The following is a 14936-nucleotide window of genomic DNA, read 5'->3' as shown; positions in this document are numbered from 1 at the left end:
CCGAATTTCCAGCCCACGAAACAGCCATTCGCGCGTTGAGCCTGCTAGGTGCCCAACTCTGCGACCAGGGCGTCGACGACCGCAACCAGATCGCCGCCCGTCGCTTCCGCGACACGGCGTTGACGCTGGTAGGACGCGCCACGACGGGGAATGTCCGCTACCGACGCCAACTCGTCCGCGCACCCGAGTGAGACCGCAATCGGCGCCAGGTCGTCGAGCAGGCGATCCAGATCGTCAGTGACGAGGCACTCGTTCGCGTCGGAGTCGAGGATGATCTCGGCGTCCAGTCCGTATCTCGCTGCGCGCCACTTGTTTTCCTTGACGTGCCACGGCTGCATGTTCGGCAGAGTCTCACCGGCGCTCAGTCTGCGGTCCAGGTCGACGATGAGGCAGTGGACCAGAGCAACCAGTGCGCCGAGTTCCGCACGCGTCGAGACGCCGTCGAACACCCGGACCTCGATGGTTCCCCACTTCGGTGCGGGGCGGATGTCCCAGTGCATGCCACCGATCTTGGTGATCACACCGGTCTTCATCTGGTCGTCGATGAACGACTCGTATTCGGCCCAGTTCTCGAACTGGTACGGAAGGCCTGCGGTGGGAAGCTGCTGGAACATCAATGCGCGATTGGAGGCATATCCCGTATCCACACCGGCCCACATCGGCGAGGACGCCGACAGTGCCAGCAGGTGCGGATAGCGCTGCAGCAGTGCGTTGATGATGGGGAACACGCGGTCCGCGGACGAGACACCCACGTGAACGTGCACGCCCCAGATCAGCATCTGCCGGCCCCACCACTGCGTGCGTTCGATGAGTTCGTCGTAGTCGGGCGTCCGCGTGACCAACTGCGTCGACCATTGCGCGAATGGGTGCGTGCCCGCGCTGATGAGGTCGACGCCGAGCGGATTCGCCGCGCGGCGAAGCAGATCCAGTGACCTGTCGAGATCACTCATCGCCTCGCCGACCGTCGAGTGAATACCCGTGACGAGTTCGACGGTATTTCGCAGTAGTTCCTTGGTGATGTGCGGGGTCTCGGAGCCGGCAAGCTCTTCGACCGCCGAAAACACCTCGGCTGCTGTATTGGAGAGATCTCTGGTCTTGCGATCGACCAGCGCGATCTCCCACTCCACGCCCAGCGTCGGGCGCGGCGAACCTGGAAATGGAACTACCACGCAGAGAATCCAATCACAGTGTCGGTAAAAACACCGTGCTGGCTACTGCGTGGTAGTCGCCGGAAGTGATGCAAAACTCAGGTGAGTTTGTCAGCTCTTGGTGATGACACCGCAAGCAACGCGTCCGCCTGCGTCACCGGTGTCGAGGGTCTGCTGATCCGGTGCCGGCGCGTAACGCGTCGGGATGTTGCCGAAGTTGTCTGCACCGGCGTGGATCATGACGGAAGTTCCGCCGTTCGCGACCAGTTCGTCGACGGTGAATGCGTCGGTCGTGGTGACCAGCGTGGCAGTGCCGTCTTCGAGGACCTGGACCGAAGTGAGGTCGCCGCTGGCCGGATGGCCCGTGTGGCCCTCGGCCTGGAAGTGTCCGCCTGCCGAGAGGAAGTTACCCGGCTCTCCGCCGCTGGGAGCTACGGAATTGGTCTCGCACTTGGCAACCTGGTGAACGTGGAATCCGTGGAATCCAGGGGTCAGGCCCTTGGCGTCGAGGGTGACCTTGACGTCGCTACCTTCCTGGGCGAACGTGACCGTTCCGACCTTGGCGCCGTCGGTGCCGTTCAGTGTTGCGGTGACCGTCTCGGCAGAAGCGCCGGCGTGAGCCGTCTCGGAACCGTGGCCGCCCGCGCTTTCGTGCGCGCTGGGATCGGCTGCACCGGTCCACACCGGAGGAGTCGTGCCGGGGACGCTGCTGGGCTCTTCGCTGTTACTGCAAGCGGTCAAGCCGAAAGCGGCAATCGCGACTACAGGGGCAACGACGCGCCAGGACATACGCCGGGTGCTGCTGGGGGCCATCGAACCGCTCCTTTGAGGTGGCGAGAAAGTGCTTCTGATCATAACGGCGTGTGTAGTAGCTGGAACCGACGGGTCAGTTCCACCTTCACGACCGGTCAGTTGGAGGTCACGATCACGATCACGCCAGGTGACGCGTTCGCGATGCCGGCGAATCGAGGTTCTGCGGTGACTCCGAGTTCAGCTGCGATCTTCTGCGCCGCTGCCTTCTCCGCCGCGGACGATCCGTAGTACACCGTCGTCGTACTGACGGTGCCCTCGCTGTAGTTACCCGTCTCCTCGACGTTCCAACCTGCTGCCGTCAACTCCTCGGCAGTGCCTGCTGCCAGACCGGAGACGGTGCTGTTGTTGAGAACTCGAACGCTGACATTCGACGTGTCGGTGCCGCTCGCGGAGCTGGAAGTCGTGGTCGTCGCAGTTCCCGAGGGTCGCGACGTGGTGGTGGTATCGCCCGAAGCGGGTTGCGTCGTCGCTGCCGGCTTGGAGGTGGCAGGGGCCGCAGCGGGAGCACTCGTCGTGGCAGGCGCCGAAGATTCGGTCTGCTCTGCTGCAGTGTTCTCGTCGCCCGATCCACCGTCGCCCGATCCACCGAGAGAGGCTGCTCCGAGACCGATGAACACGATCGCGAGAGCGATCAACACCATGGCGATTGCGCGAAGCGGAGGTCCGGACGGCTGCTCTTTCGGGGTACTCACGATGTCGACCTTATCGCCAGTACGTGGACAGCCCGCTCATATGTGCGCGTGATTCAGGTGACCTCGAAGCCGAGGCGACGGGCGGCCCTGGCCTTCTGACGGCTGGCACGCAGACGACGCAAGCGCTTGACCAGCATGGGATCAGCCGCCAAGGATTCGGGGCGATCGACCAAGGCATTGAGAACCTGGTAGTAGCGGGTTGCCGACATGTCGAACAACTCCTTGATGGCCTCTTCCTTCGCACCGGCGTACTTCCACCACTGGCGCTCGAAGGAGAGGATGTCGTGTTCCCGGCGGGTGAGGCCGTCGTCGCCGACCTCGTGCATGCCTGCTGTATCTACTACCGAATCGTCGGCGCCAGTGCCTTCGGACTGGTTCCGACTACGCGCGGTTGCGCCGTCCATGTCACTCCTCGACTGCTGTGCTCGGCGTCAGCGAGACTCGTATGCCCGGTGTTCTTTTTCCGACCGAATTCTCGCGGCCGTGAGTTTCCCGGTCCCCTGGCCCGAAGGTAACTCACAATTTCCCCCGCGGCCCACGTTCCGACCGAGCAACGAATTACATCGCTGTTCTTCAGCAACCATTGAACCATGATCGAGTGTGCGGGCCGTGATAACTACGCGGGCGCGCCGCACTATCCTTGTCCGCATGGCTATCCTCCCCATCCGAATCGTCGGCGACCCGGTACTGCACAAGGCGACAGAGCCGGTCACTCAGTCCCCGGCCGAGATCGCCGAACTGATCGCAGACATGTACGAGACGATGGACGCCGCCAACGGCGTCGGTCTGGCGGCCAATCAGGTCGGTGTTTCACTCCGAGTCTTCGTCTACGACTGCCCCGGTGACGACCGCACCAGCGAGCGTCGCCGCGGTGTCGTCGTCAACCCGGTACTCGAGACCTCCGAGATCCCCCAGACGATGCCCGACCCGGACGAAGACTTCGAGGGTTGCCTTTCCGTCCCCGGCGAGCAGTTCCCGACGGGCCGCGCCGATTGGGCGAAGGTCACCGGCACCGACGCCGACGGCAACCCGATCGAGGTCGAGGGCACCGGATTCTTCGCACGGATGCTCCAACACGAGACGGGCCATCTCGACGGCTTCCTCTACACGGACGTGCTGATCGGCCGCAACGCGCGCGCCGCCAAGAAGATCATCAAGCGTTCCGGTTGGGGCAAGCCCGGCCTGACGTGGACGCCGGGCACCGTCGACGATCCGTTCGGTCACGACGACGACGATTACGAAGACTGAGAATTCTGCTCTGAACGGCAACATTTCGATCGGTAGCCGGGTGGTCTTGCGATACAAGCTCCCACCCGGCTACTCGCATCCCATGACCGACGTCATCGGCATCCTCGAGGGCACCGATCCCATCGCCGTCCGCGCCGGCGACGGTCGTCTGGTCCAGGTCTCCGCCGATCAGGTGATTGCGCTCAAGACTCTCTCGGCCCGCCCGATTCGCATCGGCGAGATTCGAAATCTCGAAACGGCTGCCGCGGCGGCATGGCCGGGGGTCGAGCAGGCCTGGATCGACGGTTGGTTGCTGCGCGCCGGTCACGGGTTCACGGGCCGCGCCAATTCGGCTTTGCCGCTCGGCGGTTCGGGGACGGTGGCCGGCTTCGACGCGAGCACTCTCGAACGGATACGCCAGTGGTTCGGTGACCGCGATCTGCCTACCCTGCTGCTCCTCCCCGATCGGCTCGGCACCGCTCCGGACGGGTGGACCTGCGAGAAGGAAACCATCGTGATGGCGGCCGATCTGGGCAACGTCACGCTGCCGCCAGGCCCACCGGTCACGTCTTTCGCCGACCGCCCCGACCACAACTGGCTGTCGATGTACGACGCCAACGCCGATCCCACACACGTCGAGGCGGTTCTCACCGCTGTAGTGGGCAGCGCAACTTTCGCCGCGATCGGAAACACCGATACGACGCTCGCCATCGGTCGCGCTGCGCTCACCGAGGCGCCAGACCACAAGCGCTGGATCGGGCTCACCGGTATTCACGTCGACCCCGAACACCGTCGTCACGGAATCGGGTCGCTGATCTGCGGGGATCTACTCTCCTGGGGTCGCGAGAACGGTGCGACGCACGCGTACCTCCAGGTTTCGGCCGGGAACTCCGCGGCGATCGCGCTCTACGAGCGGCTCGGGTTCGTCGAACACCACCGCTACCGATACGCCACCGATCCTGTCGGCGGCTGACGCTAGGCTTGCCCTCGTGCGCATCGCTACTTGGAACGTCAACTCCGTCCGTGCCCGTACCGACCGGATCATCGACTGGCTCGGTCGATCCGACGTCGACGTCCTGGCAATGCAGGAAACCAAGTGCAAGGACGAGCAGTTTCCGTACGAGCGTTTCAAGGAGATCGGCTACGAGGTCGCCCATGTCGGGTTGAGCCAGTGGAACGGTGTCGCGATCGCTTCCCGCGTCGGCTTGGAAGACGTGCAGATCGGCTTCGAGGATCAGCCCGGCTTCGACAAGGACCCCGAGGCCGATCCGGTCCGCGAGGCACGTGCGATCGGTGCGACCTGCGGCGGTGTGCTGGTGTGGAGCCTGTACGTCCCCAACGGCCGTGAGCTCGAAGACCCGCATTACGCCTACAAGCTGGATTGGCTGGCCAAGCTGCGCGACGACGCGGAGGGCTGGCTCAAGCAGGATCCCGACGCGCAGATCGCCCTGGTCGGCGACTGGAACGTCGCTCCCACGGACGACGACGTGTGGGATCCCGCGTTCTTCGAGGGCAAGACCCACACGTCGGAGCCGGAGCGAGCGGCCTTCACGGCGTTCACCGAATCCGGGTTCGCGGACGTCGTCCGCCCGTACACCCCTGGCCCCGGTGTGTACACGTACTGGGATTACACGCAGCTTCGCTTCCCGAAGAAGCAGGGCATGCGCATCGACTTCATCCTCGGTTCACCGGCATTCGCAGCGCGCGTCGAGGCGGCCGAGATCGATCGGAACGAGCGAAAAGGCAAGGGCGCCAGCGATCACGCTCCGGTGATCGTAAATCTCGGGTAAGCGTCGATCTCGGAGCCTGATCGTCTGTTCATAGTTGCGGGCGGTCAGTCTTCGACGAGCAGTTCCAGATACTCGGGATGCTCGCCGAGGTACCGCTGAACGTAGGTGCACACGGGCCGTACCGACCATTCACGGTCACGGGCACAGTCCATCGCGAACTGCACGAGTACCGCTGCCAGCCCCTGCCCGCCGTACTCTTCCTTGACGACGGTGTGCATGTACGCGACCACGTCGCCGGCTTCGGCTCCGCTGCCCAGAATCTCGTCCTCGTCGCGGTACCCGAGGATGCCGACCAACTCGTCGCCGGAGAGCAGTTCGAATCGTTCGTGCGACGGATTGTCCACGAGCGTCACTTCCGGTGAGGTTCCGGTTTTCGAGTTTTCGATGTCGTTCATAGCGGCGACCTCCACGGCACGATGTGCACCTGCGCGATCGGCGACAGCTGCGTTCGCACGCTCTCCATAACTGTGATCCATGCCACTCATAGAATCAGCTGCCGACGACGCTGTCCCGGATTCGACCAATTTTTGCACCGGAAGCGACCGGATGGCAATCGCAGTTCGCGCGGTCGTTCGTGCGGTCGTTCATGCAAGGGGTGGACCGAGCTGCCGTTTCCCCAGGTCCGATCGGTAGGCTCGTCGTCGTGAAGCTGCTGCCCCTGACCCCCGCCGGACAGACCCCGATTCGGGCATTGACCATCGCCGGAACCGATTCCGGCGGTGGAGCCGGTATTCAAGCCGATTCCCGCACGATGGCGATGTGTGGAGTGCACGCCTGCGTGGCCGTCGCAGCTGTGACGGTCCAGAATTCGGTGGGCGTCAGCGGTTTCCACGAGATTCCGCCGGAGATCGTCGCCGACCAGGTACGCGTCGTGGTCTCGGACATCGGTGTCGGCGCAGCGAAGACGGGAATGCTGGCATCGACGACGATCATCGAAGCGGTAGCCGCGGTGGCCGCCGAGGTGGGGATCGGGCGCGACCGACCGATCCCACTCGTGGTCGACCCGGTGTGCGCGTCGATGCACGGTGATCCGCTGCTGCACGAAGAAGCGCTCGACGCGGTCCGCAACACCTTGATTCCGGCTGCCACGGTGGTCACTCCGAACCTCGACGAGGTTCGGTTGATCACCGGCATCGAGGTCGTCGACGACAAGAGCGCCCGCCAGGCGGCAGAAGCGCTGCATGCCCTCGGCGCTCAGTGGTCCATCGTCAAGGGCGGCCACCTTCGTACGTCGGAGTTGTCCACCGACCTGCTGTTCGACGGCGACCGTTTCCTCGAATTCAGCAGTGCCCGGATCGACACCGGCAACGATCACGGCGGTGGTGACACACTGGCTGCTGCGATCACTTGCGCTCTCGCACACGGCTATTCCGTTCCGGATGCAGTGGCATTCGGCAAGGAGTGGGTGACCAAGTGCCTCGAGGCGTCGTACGGTCTGGGCGCCGGCCACGGTCCGGTGTCCCCACTCTGGCGACTCCAGGTCTAGCGCTCGGGGTCCAGTGCACTAGTTCCGTCGTACGCGCCAGATTCCCAGATCGACGGGAACTCCGTTGGGCGTGGTGGCGAAAAACCCTCGCCGCCATGGCCGAATCGTGAGATCGAGATCCTCGAGGGTGCCGGCTTCGAGTTCCTCGAGGGTGGTCGCCGACATCATGACGTTGCCGTCGCCGCCCAAGCCCATCATCCGGGCGGCAATGGTTACGTCGACACCGAGCCAGTCGTCGCCGATCTGACGCGGAGTTCCCGTGTGGAGGCCCACGCGCATGCGTGGGGTGTATCCGTCGAGGTCGACTCCCGCGAGCGCGTCCTGTGCGTTGAACACCGCCTTCAAGGCCGCATCCGGGCGAATGAACACCGCCATCAGGCCGTCGCCCATTCGTTTGACGACGTGTCCGCCATTGTCGGTGATCGGAGTTTCCACGGCCTGCGCCACCGCGCGCAGAAGTGTCAGCGTGGCGCCGTCACCGGCTTCGAGCGACCAGGTGGAAAAGCCGACCAGATCGGTGAAGACGATGGTCAGTTCTTGATCCCCGCGGCCGCGGCCCATCTTTTCCAGCGCTGCCTGCCATACCTGCAGTGCTCCGAGGCTCACTTCGCGAGTGGCTGCCGGTTTCTGATCGAGCAATCTGTCAGCGACGCGGGCCACGGCGCGGGCACCACCGGGGCCGGCGAGCGAGAGCGGGTCCCCGAACCCGGGATCGCCGGGTAATGCCCGCCTGAGCCGCCGTAGCGCGTCGATGAGCTGCTGCCGACGGTTCAGCTCTGCCGCAGAGTTCAAGACGACGTCGACGACGCCTCGAACCGAGGAGGAGGAAGCACCTGTCGTGTCGGTGCTCTCCGGGGACAGATCAGCCATAACTCAAGCGTAACTCAGAGTTACAGACAGTGTGCTGCCGCGGTTCTCGCACAGTGGCCTCCTGGTCGCTCGCACAATCGAGCAGTCGATCATTCGGTCAGTCGATCATTCGGTCAGTCGATCATTCGGTTCTGGCCTGTGTCCGGGCATCGCCGACGGGCACTCCGTTGGGCCCGCTCAAGTCCTGGGCATACGTCGCAACTCCGAAGGCTACTGCAGAAGCATTGGCAGCGAGCGCTTCGCGATCGATGTTCGCGAGGTTGTCCTGGGCACTGTGGTAATTCGGGTCGAAGGTCTCCTCCGCTTCTCCGCCCCACTTCTCCGCCTGTGCCGGCGTCTTGCGTTCGTCGGCGCCGCTGAACACTCCACCCGCCGGGATCCCGATCTCGATGAACGGGCCGTAGTCGGAGCGCCCGTCGAAGTCCGTTCCGTCCGCCGCAATCCCCCGCCCGGCGAGAAAATCGACGAAAGTGCGCTCGATGCCCGCCGAACCCTCCGGCCCGGGCCCCTCCCCCACGGCATCCGAGTTGTCGCCGTCGTAAGCCAGGTATCCCGCGTTGGGCGAACCGAGCATGTCGAAATTCAGGTACAGGGCGATGTCGGCCCGTTCCTGATCACTCAGGCCCTCGACGTAGCGAGTGGAGCCGACCAATCCCACTTCTTCCGCTCCCCAGAATGCGAAGCGCACGGCATTTTCGATGCTTGGTGAGCTTCCCATCTGCAACGCGGTTTCCAGTACGGCTGCGGTACCGCTTCCGTTGTCGTTGATTCCGGGACCTTCCGGCACGCTGTCGAGGTGGGCGCCCACGACAACCACGTTGTCGGTCGCGCCGGTCTTGGTCTGCGCAATCACGTTGCGCGACTTCGTCGTTTCCGTCGACGTGTCGAGAATCAGCGTGAGATCTCCGGGAGTTGCGGCAAGAGCCTCGCCCGACGCCTTACTCACCCCGCCCGTCGGGATGCGGGCGTCTTCGGGTTCACCCAAGGTAGCCCCGCCCAACATTGCGTCCTCGTTGTTCGCAACCAGCAACGCTGCCGCGCCGCGCTCTGCGGCGATCTTCTGCTTGTCGCCGAACGGGCACACTCCACGGGTGACCAGCACGATGGCACCGTTCACGTCGCGGCCGTCGTAGTCGGTGGCCTCGCAACCGGGGGTCTCGTCGGCGGGAATCGCCACCAGACGCGCCGTGATTCCGGTCGGTCCCGTGGACGTCGAATACGTCAACGCCCGCACCGGAACATCGGAGCCGTCAGCGGCTTTCAGGGATTCGGTCCCGGGATCGAAGGAGCTGAAGTCGAATTCCGGGGTGCTGACGTCGAAGCCCTTGTCTTCGAGCAGGTTTGCCACGTAGTCGACACTGGCGTCGTAACCGGGCGTTCCGGCCGATCGATTGCCGTCGTTGTTAGCGGCGATCTTCTCGAGTTGCTCCAGATGCCCCGTCACGGCGTCGACCGTGACGGTCTCGGAGAATGCAACCGGGTCTGTCGGGACGGCCGCTTCACTTCCCGACGAGCATCCACTCACCACGAGTGCTCCAGCCATTGCGACCACAACCACACCGAAGAGTCTCATCTTCGGAGGATATCGGCCGAAGCACAGGAAAGGGACCCAGTACGAATGGTTTTTCGTACTGGGTCCCTACTCTGCTGTCACTCCTGGTTCTCGGTAGGTCTCCCGACAACACCTACCGAGGGAGCGACAAGATCAGGCGTCGCGACGATTCACGATGACGATACTTGCTCCGAAAATCACCAGAACGAAGGCCGCGAAGTAAATCAGGCTGCCCCAGGGTCCCCAGTGGAAATCAAGGCTTCCGCCGCCAGGGCTGAGGAAGTGGTTTGCATTCGCGAACGGCAGGAACGGAGTGATCTTCTCGCCGACACTGCCGAACAGTCCGAACAGGCTCTCGATGAGCAGCGGCCAGAGCAGGAGCAACGCAATAGCGCCGGCCGACTGACGGATGATCGATCCGACGCCGACAGCGAGGATCACGCACAGGAAGGCGTAAACCGGGATGCCGTAGATCGCACGCCAGTCATCGCCGGTCGACAGGGTCAGACCCGTGCTGGCCTCGGAACCGGCCATGGCCTTGGCCACCGCGTAGGACCCGAAAGCGAGGACAAACGTCAGCACCGCACCGAAGGCACCGATGAGGCCGGCCTTGGCGATCAGAACCGAGGCACGGTTCGGAACTGCCTGGAAGGTGGTGCGGATGGTCCCGAAGCGGTACTCACTGGTGACCGCGAGGGCCGCCATGATCATGAGAACCATGATTCCGAAACCCGAGATGCCGGCCGTGGCGACGGCGGTGTCGAGGTCGGGTGCCCCCTGGACGTCCGAAGACGTCAGAGCCGACTTGGCAACGGCGCCCATGATGGCGGCGAAGCCGAGAGCGAGCACGACGATGATGACCGAGCACCACAGCGGCGACTTGGTCGTGGTGATCTTGATACGTTCAGCACTGAGAACAGCCATTACAGTGCACCTCCCATAGCCTGCTGTGTGTTTGCCTGGTGTGCATTTGCTTGGTGGGCTCCAGCGCCCGGATCGATACCGGACGCGTGGTACTGGACATCGTCTCCGGTCAACTTCATGAACGCATCCTCGAGCGACCCCTGCTGGGACGCCAACTCGTACAACACGATTCCCTGCGAACCAGCCAAACCACCGATCACATCAGTGGTCGAATCCACCACCACCAATGCCGGCGCAACACCGGAACCGTCTTCACGCACCGTCAACCCCTGCGAAAGCAACACACTGCGCAACGCATCGAGCTGAGGACTACGCACCCGCACCGTCGACTCCGACGAACGATCCACGAACTCCGCGACCGTCGAATCCGAAATCAACCGACCCCGACCGATCACCACCAACTGCTCCGCCGTCAACGCCATCTCCGACAGGAGGTGACTCGACACCAGCACCGTGCGGCCCTCCGCCGCCAACCGCTGCATGAACTTACGAATCCAGACGATGCCTTCCGGATCGAGACCGTTGACCGGCTCGTCGAACAACAGCACCTTCGGATCACCCAACAACGCACCGGCCAACCCGAGACGCTGCGACATGCCGAGCGAGAACCCGCCGGCCTTCTTGCCCGCCACCTCGGACAATCCGACCAACCCGAGCACCTCGTCGACGCGGGACTTCGGGATCCCGTTCGAGGCGGCCATCCACTGCAGATGCGCCCGCGCACTGCGATTGGGGTGCACCCACTTCGCATCGAGCAACGCGCCCACCGTCCGCAACGGTGTCTTGAGCTCCCGGTACGGCTTCCCCTCGATCAACGCCGCACCCGACGTCGGCTGATCCAAACCCAGGATCATCCGCATCGTCGTCGACTTACCTGCACCGTTCGGGCCCAGAAAGCCCGTCACGATGCCCGGCTTGACCGTGAACGACAAATCGTCCACCGCTTTCGTCGGTCCGTAAACCTTGGTCAATCCCCTCAGTTCAATCATGAGGAGAACTTTGCCCTACCGGCAATGACCAGCACATCGGCCACAGGTCTAGTTCCGAGTGGTACTCAGGTAGGACACGAAGCCGGGCAATCCGGGCATAACCCTGAGAAAACACCCGGAAATGGTCCGTCAGGACGATGCTTGGGCCCAGAACCGCTTGGGAATCCGGCCGGCGTGACGCGCCTCGAAACCGGCTACAACTGCGTGCCGCATCGCCGACGCCATCAGTGCGGGATTCTTGGCGCGCGTCACCGCTGTCGCAAGTAGGACTGCGTCGCAGCCCAACTCCATGGCAAGGGTGGCGTCGCTGGCCGTTCCGATTCCGGCGTCGAGGATGACGGGCACGCCGGCGCGCTCGACGATCATCTCGATGTTGTGCGGATTCGCGATACCAAGCCCGGTGCCGATGGGTGAACCGAGCGGCATGACTGCCGCGCAGCCGACCTCTTCGAGGCGAAGCGCCAGAACTGGATCGTCCGTGGTGTACGGCAGGACGGTGAAACCGTCGTCCACCAATTGTTCTGCGGCGGAGACCAGTTCGATCGCATCGGGCAGCAGCGTCCGCTCGTCGGCGATGACTTCGAGTTTCACCCAGTTCGTCTCGAGCGCTTCCCGTGCCAGCTGCGCCGTCAGCACTGCTTCAGCGGCGCCGCGACAACCGGCGGTATTCGGGAGCGGTTCGATTCCGAGGCGGCGGAGCAGGTCCAGAACACCGGTGCCGCCGGCCGCGTCGACTCGCCGCATCGCGACGGTGGTCAGTTCGGTGCCCGAGGCCACCAGAGCTTCTTCGAGCACCGCGAGGTTGGCGGCGCCACCTGTCCCGGTGATGAGCCGGGAACCGAAACTACTGCCCGCAATGGTGAGAAGATCCTGCTCAGCCACCCTGCACCGCCGTGAGGATCTCGATTTCCCAACCACGTCCGACGGATTCGTCCCAACGCCCGCGCGGAAACAGTGCACCGTCGACGGCGACGGCGATGCCCTTGCTGGGCAACTCGAGGTGCGTCAGTAGTTCGGTCACCGTGACTGCTCGATCGAACTCGAGATCTTCGCCGTTGACGGTGATCCCGATCGGGATCTGCTCACTCATGAATTTTCCTTAACTACTGCGAACCGCTCGGGTTCGGTTCCTTTTACCTCGACCAAAGATGTGCCGTTCAACAACGCGAGCGTTGCATCGGCGGTGACGGGCGTCAGTAGAACGCCGTTGCGGCCGTGCCCGGTGGAGACGACAACACGATCGGACACGCGCCCGATCAACGGCAGGTTGTCCGGCGTCATCGGACGCAGACCTGCCGCGCATTCGTAGAGTTCGTATTCGCCGATCGCGGGCATCAGCGCCTCGGCGTCGTTGATCAGGTCCCGCACTCCCGCCATGGTGACCTGTGTGTCTTCACCGGACTCGTATTGTGTTGCGCCGACAACGATTCCGTCGCCGCGCGGGACGAGATACGCGGGTCGCCCGTGGACGCTTCCGCGGATTGTGCGACTGGGCGCCGGAGTGACTCCCGGCCTGCTACGCAGGCGAAGGATCTCACCCTTGACCGGTCGCACCGGCAGTCCGGGCCACAGCTTGGGTGACGCGATACCGGCGGTGAGCACTATCTGATCGGTATCGAGTTCGGCAAGGTCGTTGACGGCACGCGCGATCAATTCGACGCCGGATTCCGCACAGGCCTTCTGCAAGGACTCCAGCAGAAGTCTGTTGTCGACGGCGGACTCACCGACAGCCATGAGTCCCGACCGGATGCCGCGGCCGAGCATCGGTTCGAGTTCACGGATGCGGGCGCGACCGAGGATTTCGAGTTCATGGCCCTGCGAGCTCACCCATTCGGCGATGGTCTGCAGGTCCTGCGCATCGGCAGCATCGAGAGCGACCGTCAGCGAGCTGTCCGCAGTGAAGACCGAGGGACCGAATTTTCCGAGCTCTTCACCGAACGTCGGCCACCGCTCCAGGGAGGCCGCGCCGACGGTCAACGCTGTTTCCTCACCCGGCCAGCCTTCGGACAGTGGGGCAAGCATTCCGCCCGCCACCCACGAAGCCCCTGATCCGATGGACGGGTCGTACAACCGAACAGTCCAACCGTCGCGGGCTGCGCGCCACGCTATGGCGAGACCGATGACACCGCCGCCGACCACCGACATCGTACGAGCGTGTGTATTCACGAAACTCCACCTCCACTTCCTGCGCCGGCATGATCCGGGTCAGGTCTGACGGTCGGGATCTGGTCGCGATCCCCTCTCAGCCCTACGAACCTCGCAGTCACGACAAAAAGTGACGACGACGTTTCAGGACTCCCGTGTCGAACCTTGCTCCCTAGAGGCTACCGTTTGCTCCGTGCACCCCACACATCCCAGTAACGTCATCGACCGGCGCGAGCGCCTGGCAGCAGCACGGCTGTACCTGTGCACCGACGCGCGCCGCGAGAAAGGCGACCTCGCGCAGTTCGCCGAGGCAGCATTGTCCGGCGGAGTCGACATCATCCAATTGCGCGACAAGGGCTCTGCCGGTGAGCGCGAGTTCGGCCCGCTCGAGGCCAAAGACGAACTGGTAGCGCTGGGCATTCTCGCAACTGCAGCGCGGCGTCACGGCGCATTGTTGGCCGTCAACGACCGCGCGGATCTCGCAATGGCTTCTGGTGCCGACATCCTCCACCTCGGCCAGAACGACATCCCCGTCCCCTACGCGCGAACTGTTGTCGGCGAAGACGTCGTCATCGGCCGTTCGACGAGCAGCCGCGCGCAGGCGAGTCTTGCCGCCATCGAAGAGGGCGTCGACTACTTCTGCACCGGGCCGGTCTGGGCTACACCGACCAAACCGAATCGAAGTGCTTCCGGCCTGGAACTGGTTCGATCGACTGCCGACGCCGCACCGCCGCGACCCTGGTTCGCGATCGGCGGCATCGACGAGGAACGCCTGCCAGAGCTTCTCGATGCCGGCGCCACTCGCATCGTCGTCGTGCGTGCAATCACGCAAGCATCGGATCCCCAGGCGGCCGCGCAACGCCTCGCCGCGGCAGTCGCCGGACGCTGAAAACCGGTAACTGGCGACCGTCAACTGTTTGCCGGGACAAATCCGCACAGTTACGGGTCAGCACGCCTCGTGTGAAACATGAACGGAAGTTGTCCGATCAGACAACAAACCCCCAGTTCCTAGGTGCGATTGGATGTCCAATAAGTCCGATTAGGTGATCTTGATCACACTTATTTCGATTGCGTGTCGCATCCCGTTCGGTTTGTTGTAGTTTACTCCCAGTTACTAACTGAAACCTAGGAGTTTTAAATGGGATCCCTCGACACCGGCTCACTCAGCACCGAATCACTCGAAGACCTGAACCTCGGCAAGGTCAGCGAGCTGCTCAAGCTCGGTATCACCGCGGTCAGCTTCATCACGGCGCTGAACTCGCTCAGCTGAGCCTCGTTTCGGTCGACGACCGAAACACAG

18 protein-coding genes and 1 riboswitch are annotated in these 14936 nt (G+C 63.7%); of the genes, 6 read left to right on the top strand and 12 right to left on the bottom strand.

Annotated elements, in window-relative coordinates; all coding sequences use genetic code 11:
• Nucleotides 1-44: 44 nt before the first annotated feature.
• The 4 genes from ACFT1A_RS11115 to ACFT1A_RS11100 form a co-directional block, all read right to left on the bottom strand.
• Nucleotides 45-1169, bottom strand: a complete 1125-nt coding sequence (locus ACFT1A_RS11115) for a glutamate--cysteine ligase (RefSeq protein ID WP_003945034.1) — start codon at nucleotides 1167-1169, stop codon at nucleotides 45-47.
• Nucleotides 1170-1259: 90 nt separating this feature from the next.
• Nucleotides 1260-1961, bottom strand: coding sequence for a superoxide dismutase family protein (locus tag ACFT1A_RS11110; RefSeq protein WP_007730117.1), 702 nt, complete (start codon nucleotides 1959-1961; stop codon nucleotides 1260-1262).
• A gap of 95 nt (nucleotides 1962-2056) precedes the next feature.
• A complete protein-coding gene (locus ACFT1A_RS11105) occupies nucleotides 2057-2653 on the bottom strand; it encodes a LytR C-terminal domain-containing protein (protein WP_317825021.1) in 597 nt (198 codons plus the stop codon).
• A 53-nt stretch (nucleotides 2654-2706) separates the two neighbouring features.
• Nucleotides 2707-3057: a DUF3263 domain-containing protein gene (locus ACFT1A_RS11100; protein ID WP_378447035.1), complete on the bottom strand. Its 351-nt coding sequence runs from the start codon at nucleotides 3055-3057 to the stop codon at nucleotides 2707-2709.
• 244 nt (nucleotides 3058-3301) lie between these two features.
• On the opposite strand from ACFT1A_RS11100, the gene ACFT1A_RS11095 reads away from it, so the two are divergent.
• From ACFT1A_RS11095 to ACFT1A_RS11085, 3 genes are read left to right on the top strand one after another with little or no spacing between them, the layout of a single operon-like run.
• Nucleotides 3302-3901: a peptide deformylase gene (locus ACFT1A_RS11095; protein WP_230816827.1), complete on the top strand. Its 600-nt coding sequence runs from the start codon at nucleotides 3302-3304 to the stop codon at nucleotides 3899-3901.
• Between the two features lie 40 nt (nucleotides 3902-3941).
• A complete protein-coding gene (locus ACFT1A_RS11090; RefSeq protein ID WP_378447034.1) occupies nucleotides 3942-4853 on the top strand; it encodes a GNAT family N-acetyltransferase in 912 nt (303 codons plus the stop codon).
• A gap of 16 nt (nucleotides 4854-4869) precedes the next feature.
• Nucleotides 4870-5670, top strand: a complete 801-nt coding sequence (locus tag ACFT1A_RS11085) for an exodeoxyribonuclease III (protein ID WP_378447033.1) — start codon at nucleotides 4870-4872, stop codon at nucleotides 5668-5670.
• Between the two features lie 44 nt (nucleotides 5671-5714).
• On the opposite strand, the gene ACFT1A_RS11080 is transcribed toward ACFT1A_RS11085, so the two are convergent.
• Nucleotides 5715-6065 carry a GNAT family N-acetyltransferase gene (locus tag ACFT1A_RS11080; RefSeq protein WP_283307539.1) on the bottom strand — a complete coding sequence of 117 codons (351 nt, stop codon included), beginning with the start codon at nucleotides 6063-6065 and terminating at the stop codon, nucleotides 5715-5717.
• 248 nt (nucleotides 6066-6313) lie between these two features.
• On the opposite strand from ACFT1A_RS11080, the gene thiD reads away from it, so the two are divergent.
• Entirely contained in the window at nucleotides 6314-7156 is an 843-nt protein-coding gene (thiD, locus tag ACFT1A_RS11075) for a bifunctional hydroxymethylpyrimidine kinase/phosphomethylpyrimidine kinase (RefSeq protein ID WP_378447032.1), read from the top strand.
• A gap of 18 nt (nucleotides 7157-7174) precedes the next feature.
• Here the strand turns inward: thiD and ACFT1A_RS11070 are convergent, their stop codons facing one another.
• From ACFT1A_RS11070 to thiO, 7 genes are all read right to left on the bottom strand, one after another.
• On the bottom strand, nucleotides 7175-8026 hold the full coding sequence (locus tag ACFT1A_RS11070; protein WP_230816822.1) for an adenylate/guanylate cyclase domain-containing protein: 852 nt from the start codon (nucleotides 8024-8026) through the stop codon (nucleotides 7175-7177).
• Between the two features lie 121 nt (nucleotides 8027-8147).
• Nucleotides 8148-9599, bottom strand: coding sequence for a M20/M25/M40 family metallo-hydrolase (locus ACFT1A_RS11065; RefSeq protein ID WP_378447031.1), 1452 nt, complete (start codon nucleotides 9597-9599; stop codon nucleotides 8148-8150).
• 132 nt (nucleotides 9600-9731) lie between these two features.
• Nucleotides 9732-10502 carry an ABC transporter permease gene (locus ACFT1A_RS11060; protein WP_003945038.1) on the bottom strand — a complete coding sequence of 257 codons (771 nt, stop codon included), beginning with the start codon at nucleotides 10500-10502 and terminating at the stop codon, nucleotides 9732-9734.
• Nucleotides 10502-11491, bottom strand: a complete 990-nt coding sequence (locus ACFT1A_RS11055; RefSeq protein WP_378447030.1) for an ABC transporter ATP-binding protein — start codon at nucleotides 11489-11491, stop codon at nucleotides 10502-10504. The genes ACFT1A_RS11060 and ACFT1A_RS11055 overlap by 1 nt, the downstream gene beginning before the upstream one ends.
• Nucleotides 11492-11620: 129 nt before the next feature.
• The gene (locus ACFT1A_RS11050; protein WP_378447029.1) at nucleotides 11621-12373 is read right to left on the bottom strand and encodes a thiazole synthase; all 753 of its coding nucleotides are present in this window, start codon (nucleotides 12371-12373) and stop codon (nucleotides 11621-11623) included.
• The gene (thiS, locus tag ACFT1A_RS11045) at nucleotides 12366-12581 is read right to left on the bottom strand and encodes a sulfur carrier protein ThiS (RefSeq protein WP_378447028.1); all 216 of its coding nucleotides are present in this window, start codon (nucleotides 12579-12581) and stop codon (nucleotides 12366-12368) included. Before thiS ends, ACFT1A_RS11050 begins: the two co-directional genes overlap by 8 nt.
• Entirely contained in the window at nucleotides 12578-13636 is a 1059-nt protein-coding gene (thiO, locus tag ACFT1A_RS11040; protein ID WP_378447268.1) for a glycine oxidase ThiO, read from the bottom strand. Before thiO ends, thiS begins: the two co-directional genes overlap by 4 nt.
• Before the next feature lie 20 nt (nucleotides 13637-13656).
• Nucleotides 13657-13803: riboswitch (TPP riboswitch) on the bottom strand.
• Between the two features lie 26 nt (nucleotides 13804-13829).
• Between thiO and thiE the strand changes: the two genes are divergently transcribed.
• Nucleotides 13830-14525, top strand: coding sequence for a thiamine phosphate synthase (thiE, locus tag ACFT1A_RS11035; RefSeq protein WP_230816258.1), 696 nt, complete (start codon nucleotides 13830-13832; stop codon nucleotides 14523-14525).
• Nucleotides 14526-14774: 249 nt separating this feature from the next.
• Nucleotides 14775-14906 (top strand): hypothetical protein, encoded by a 132-nt coding sequence (locus ACFT1A_RS11030; RefSeq protein WP_269068504.1) that lies wholly within the window; start codon nucleotides 14775-14777, stop codon nucleotides 14904-14906.
• Nucleotides 14907-14936 lie beyond the last annotated feature (30 nt).

The organism is Rhodococcus sp. NPDC057135 (genome assembly GCF_042670865.1).
Taxonomy (GTDB): Bacteria; Actinomycetota; Actinomycetes; order Mycobacteriales; family Mycobacteriaceae; genus Rhodococcus_F.
The sequence above is the reverse complement of the archived record's forward strand: the minus strand, read 5'-3'. Positions and strand labels throughout refer to the sequence as shown.

Bases quoted from the DNA above. Each gene is read 5' to 3' on its own strand.
- ACFT1A_RS11065 (WP_378447031.1), bottom strand. From the start codon at position 9,599: ATGAGACTCTTCGGTGTGGTTGTGGTCGCAATGGCTGGAGCACTCGTG.
- thiS (WP_378447028.1), bottom strand. From the start codon at position 12,581: ATGAGTGAGCAGATCCCGATCGGGATCACCGTCAACGGCGAAGATCTC.
- ACFT1A_RS11060 (WP_003945038.1), bottom strand. From the start codon at position 10,502: ATGGCTGTTCTCAGTGCTGAACGTATCAAGATCACCACGACCAAGTCG.
- ACFT1A_RS11055 (WP_378447030.1), bottom strand. From the start codon at position 11,491: ATGATTGAACTGAGGGGATTGACCAAGGTTTACGGACCGACGAAAGCG.
- ACFT1A_RS11100 (WP_378447035.1), bottom strand. From the start codon at position 3,057: ATGGACGGCGCAACCGCGCGTAGTCGGAACCAGTCCGAAGGCACTGGC.
- ACFT1A_RS11030 (WP_269068504.1), top strand. From the start codon at position 14,775: ATGGGATCCCTCGACACCGGCTCACTCAGCACCGAATCACTCGAAGAC.
- ACFT1A_RS11070 (WP_230816822.1), bottom strand. From the start codon at position 8,026: ATGGCTGATCTGTCCCCGGAGAGCACCGACACGACAGGTGCTTCCTCC.
- thiO (WP_378447268.1), bottom strand. From the start codon at position 13,636: ATGTCGGTGGTCGGCGGCGGTGTCATCGGTCTCGCCATAGCGTGGCGC.
- ACFT1A_RS11095 (WP_230816827.1), top strand. From the start codon at position 3,302: ATGGCTATCCTCCCCATCCGAATCGTCGGCGACCCGGTACTGCACAAG.
- ACFT1A_RS11110 (WP_007730117.1), bottom strand. From the start codon at position 1,961: ATGGCCCCCAGCAGCACCCGGCGTATGTCCTGGCGCGTCGTTGCCCCT.
- ACFT1A_RS11080 (WP_283307539.1), bottom strand. From the start codon at position 6,065: ATGAACGACATCGAAAACTCGAAAACCGGAACCTCACCGGAAGTGACG.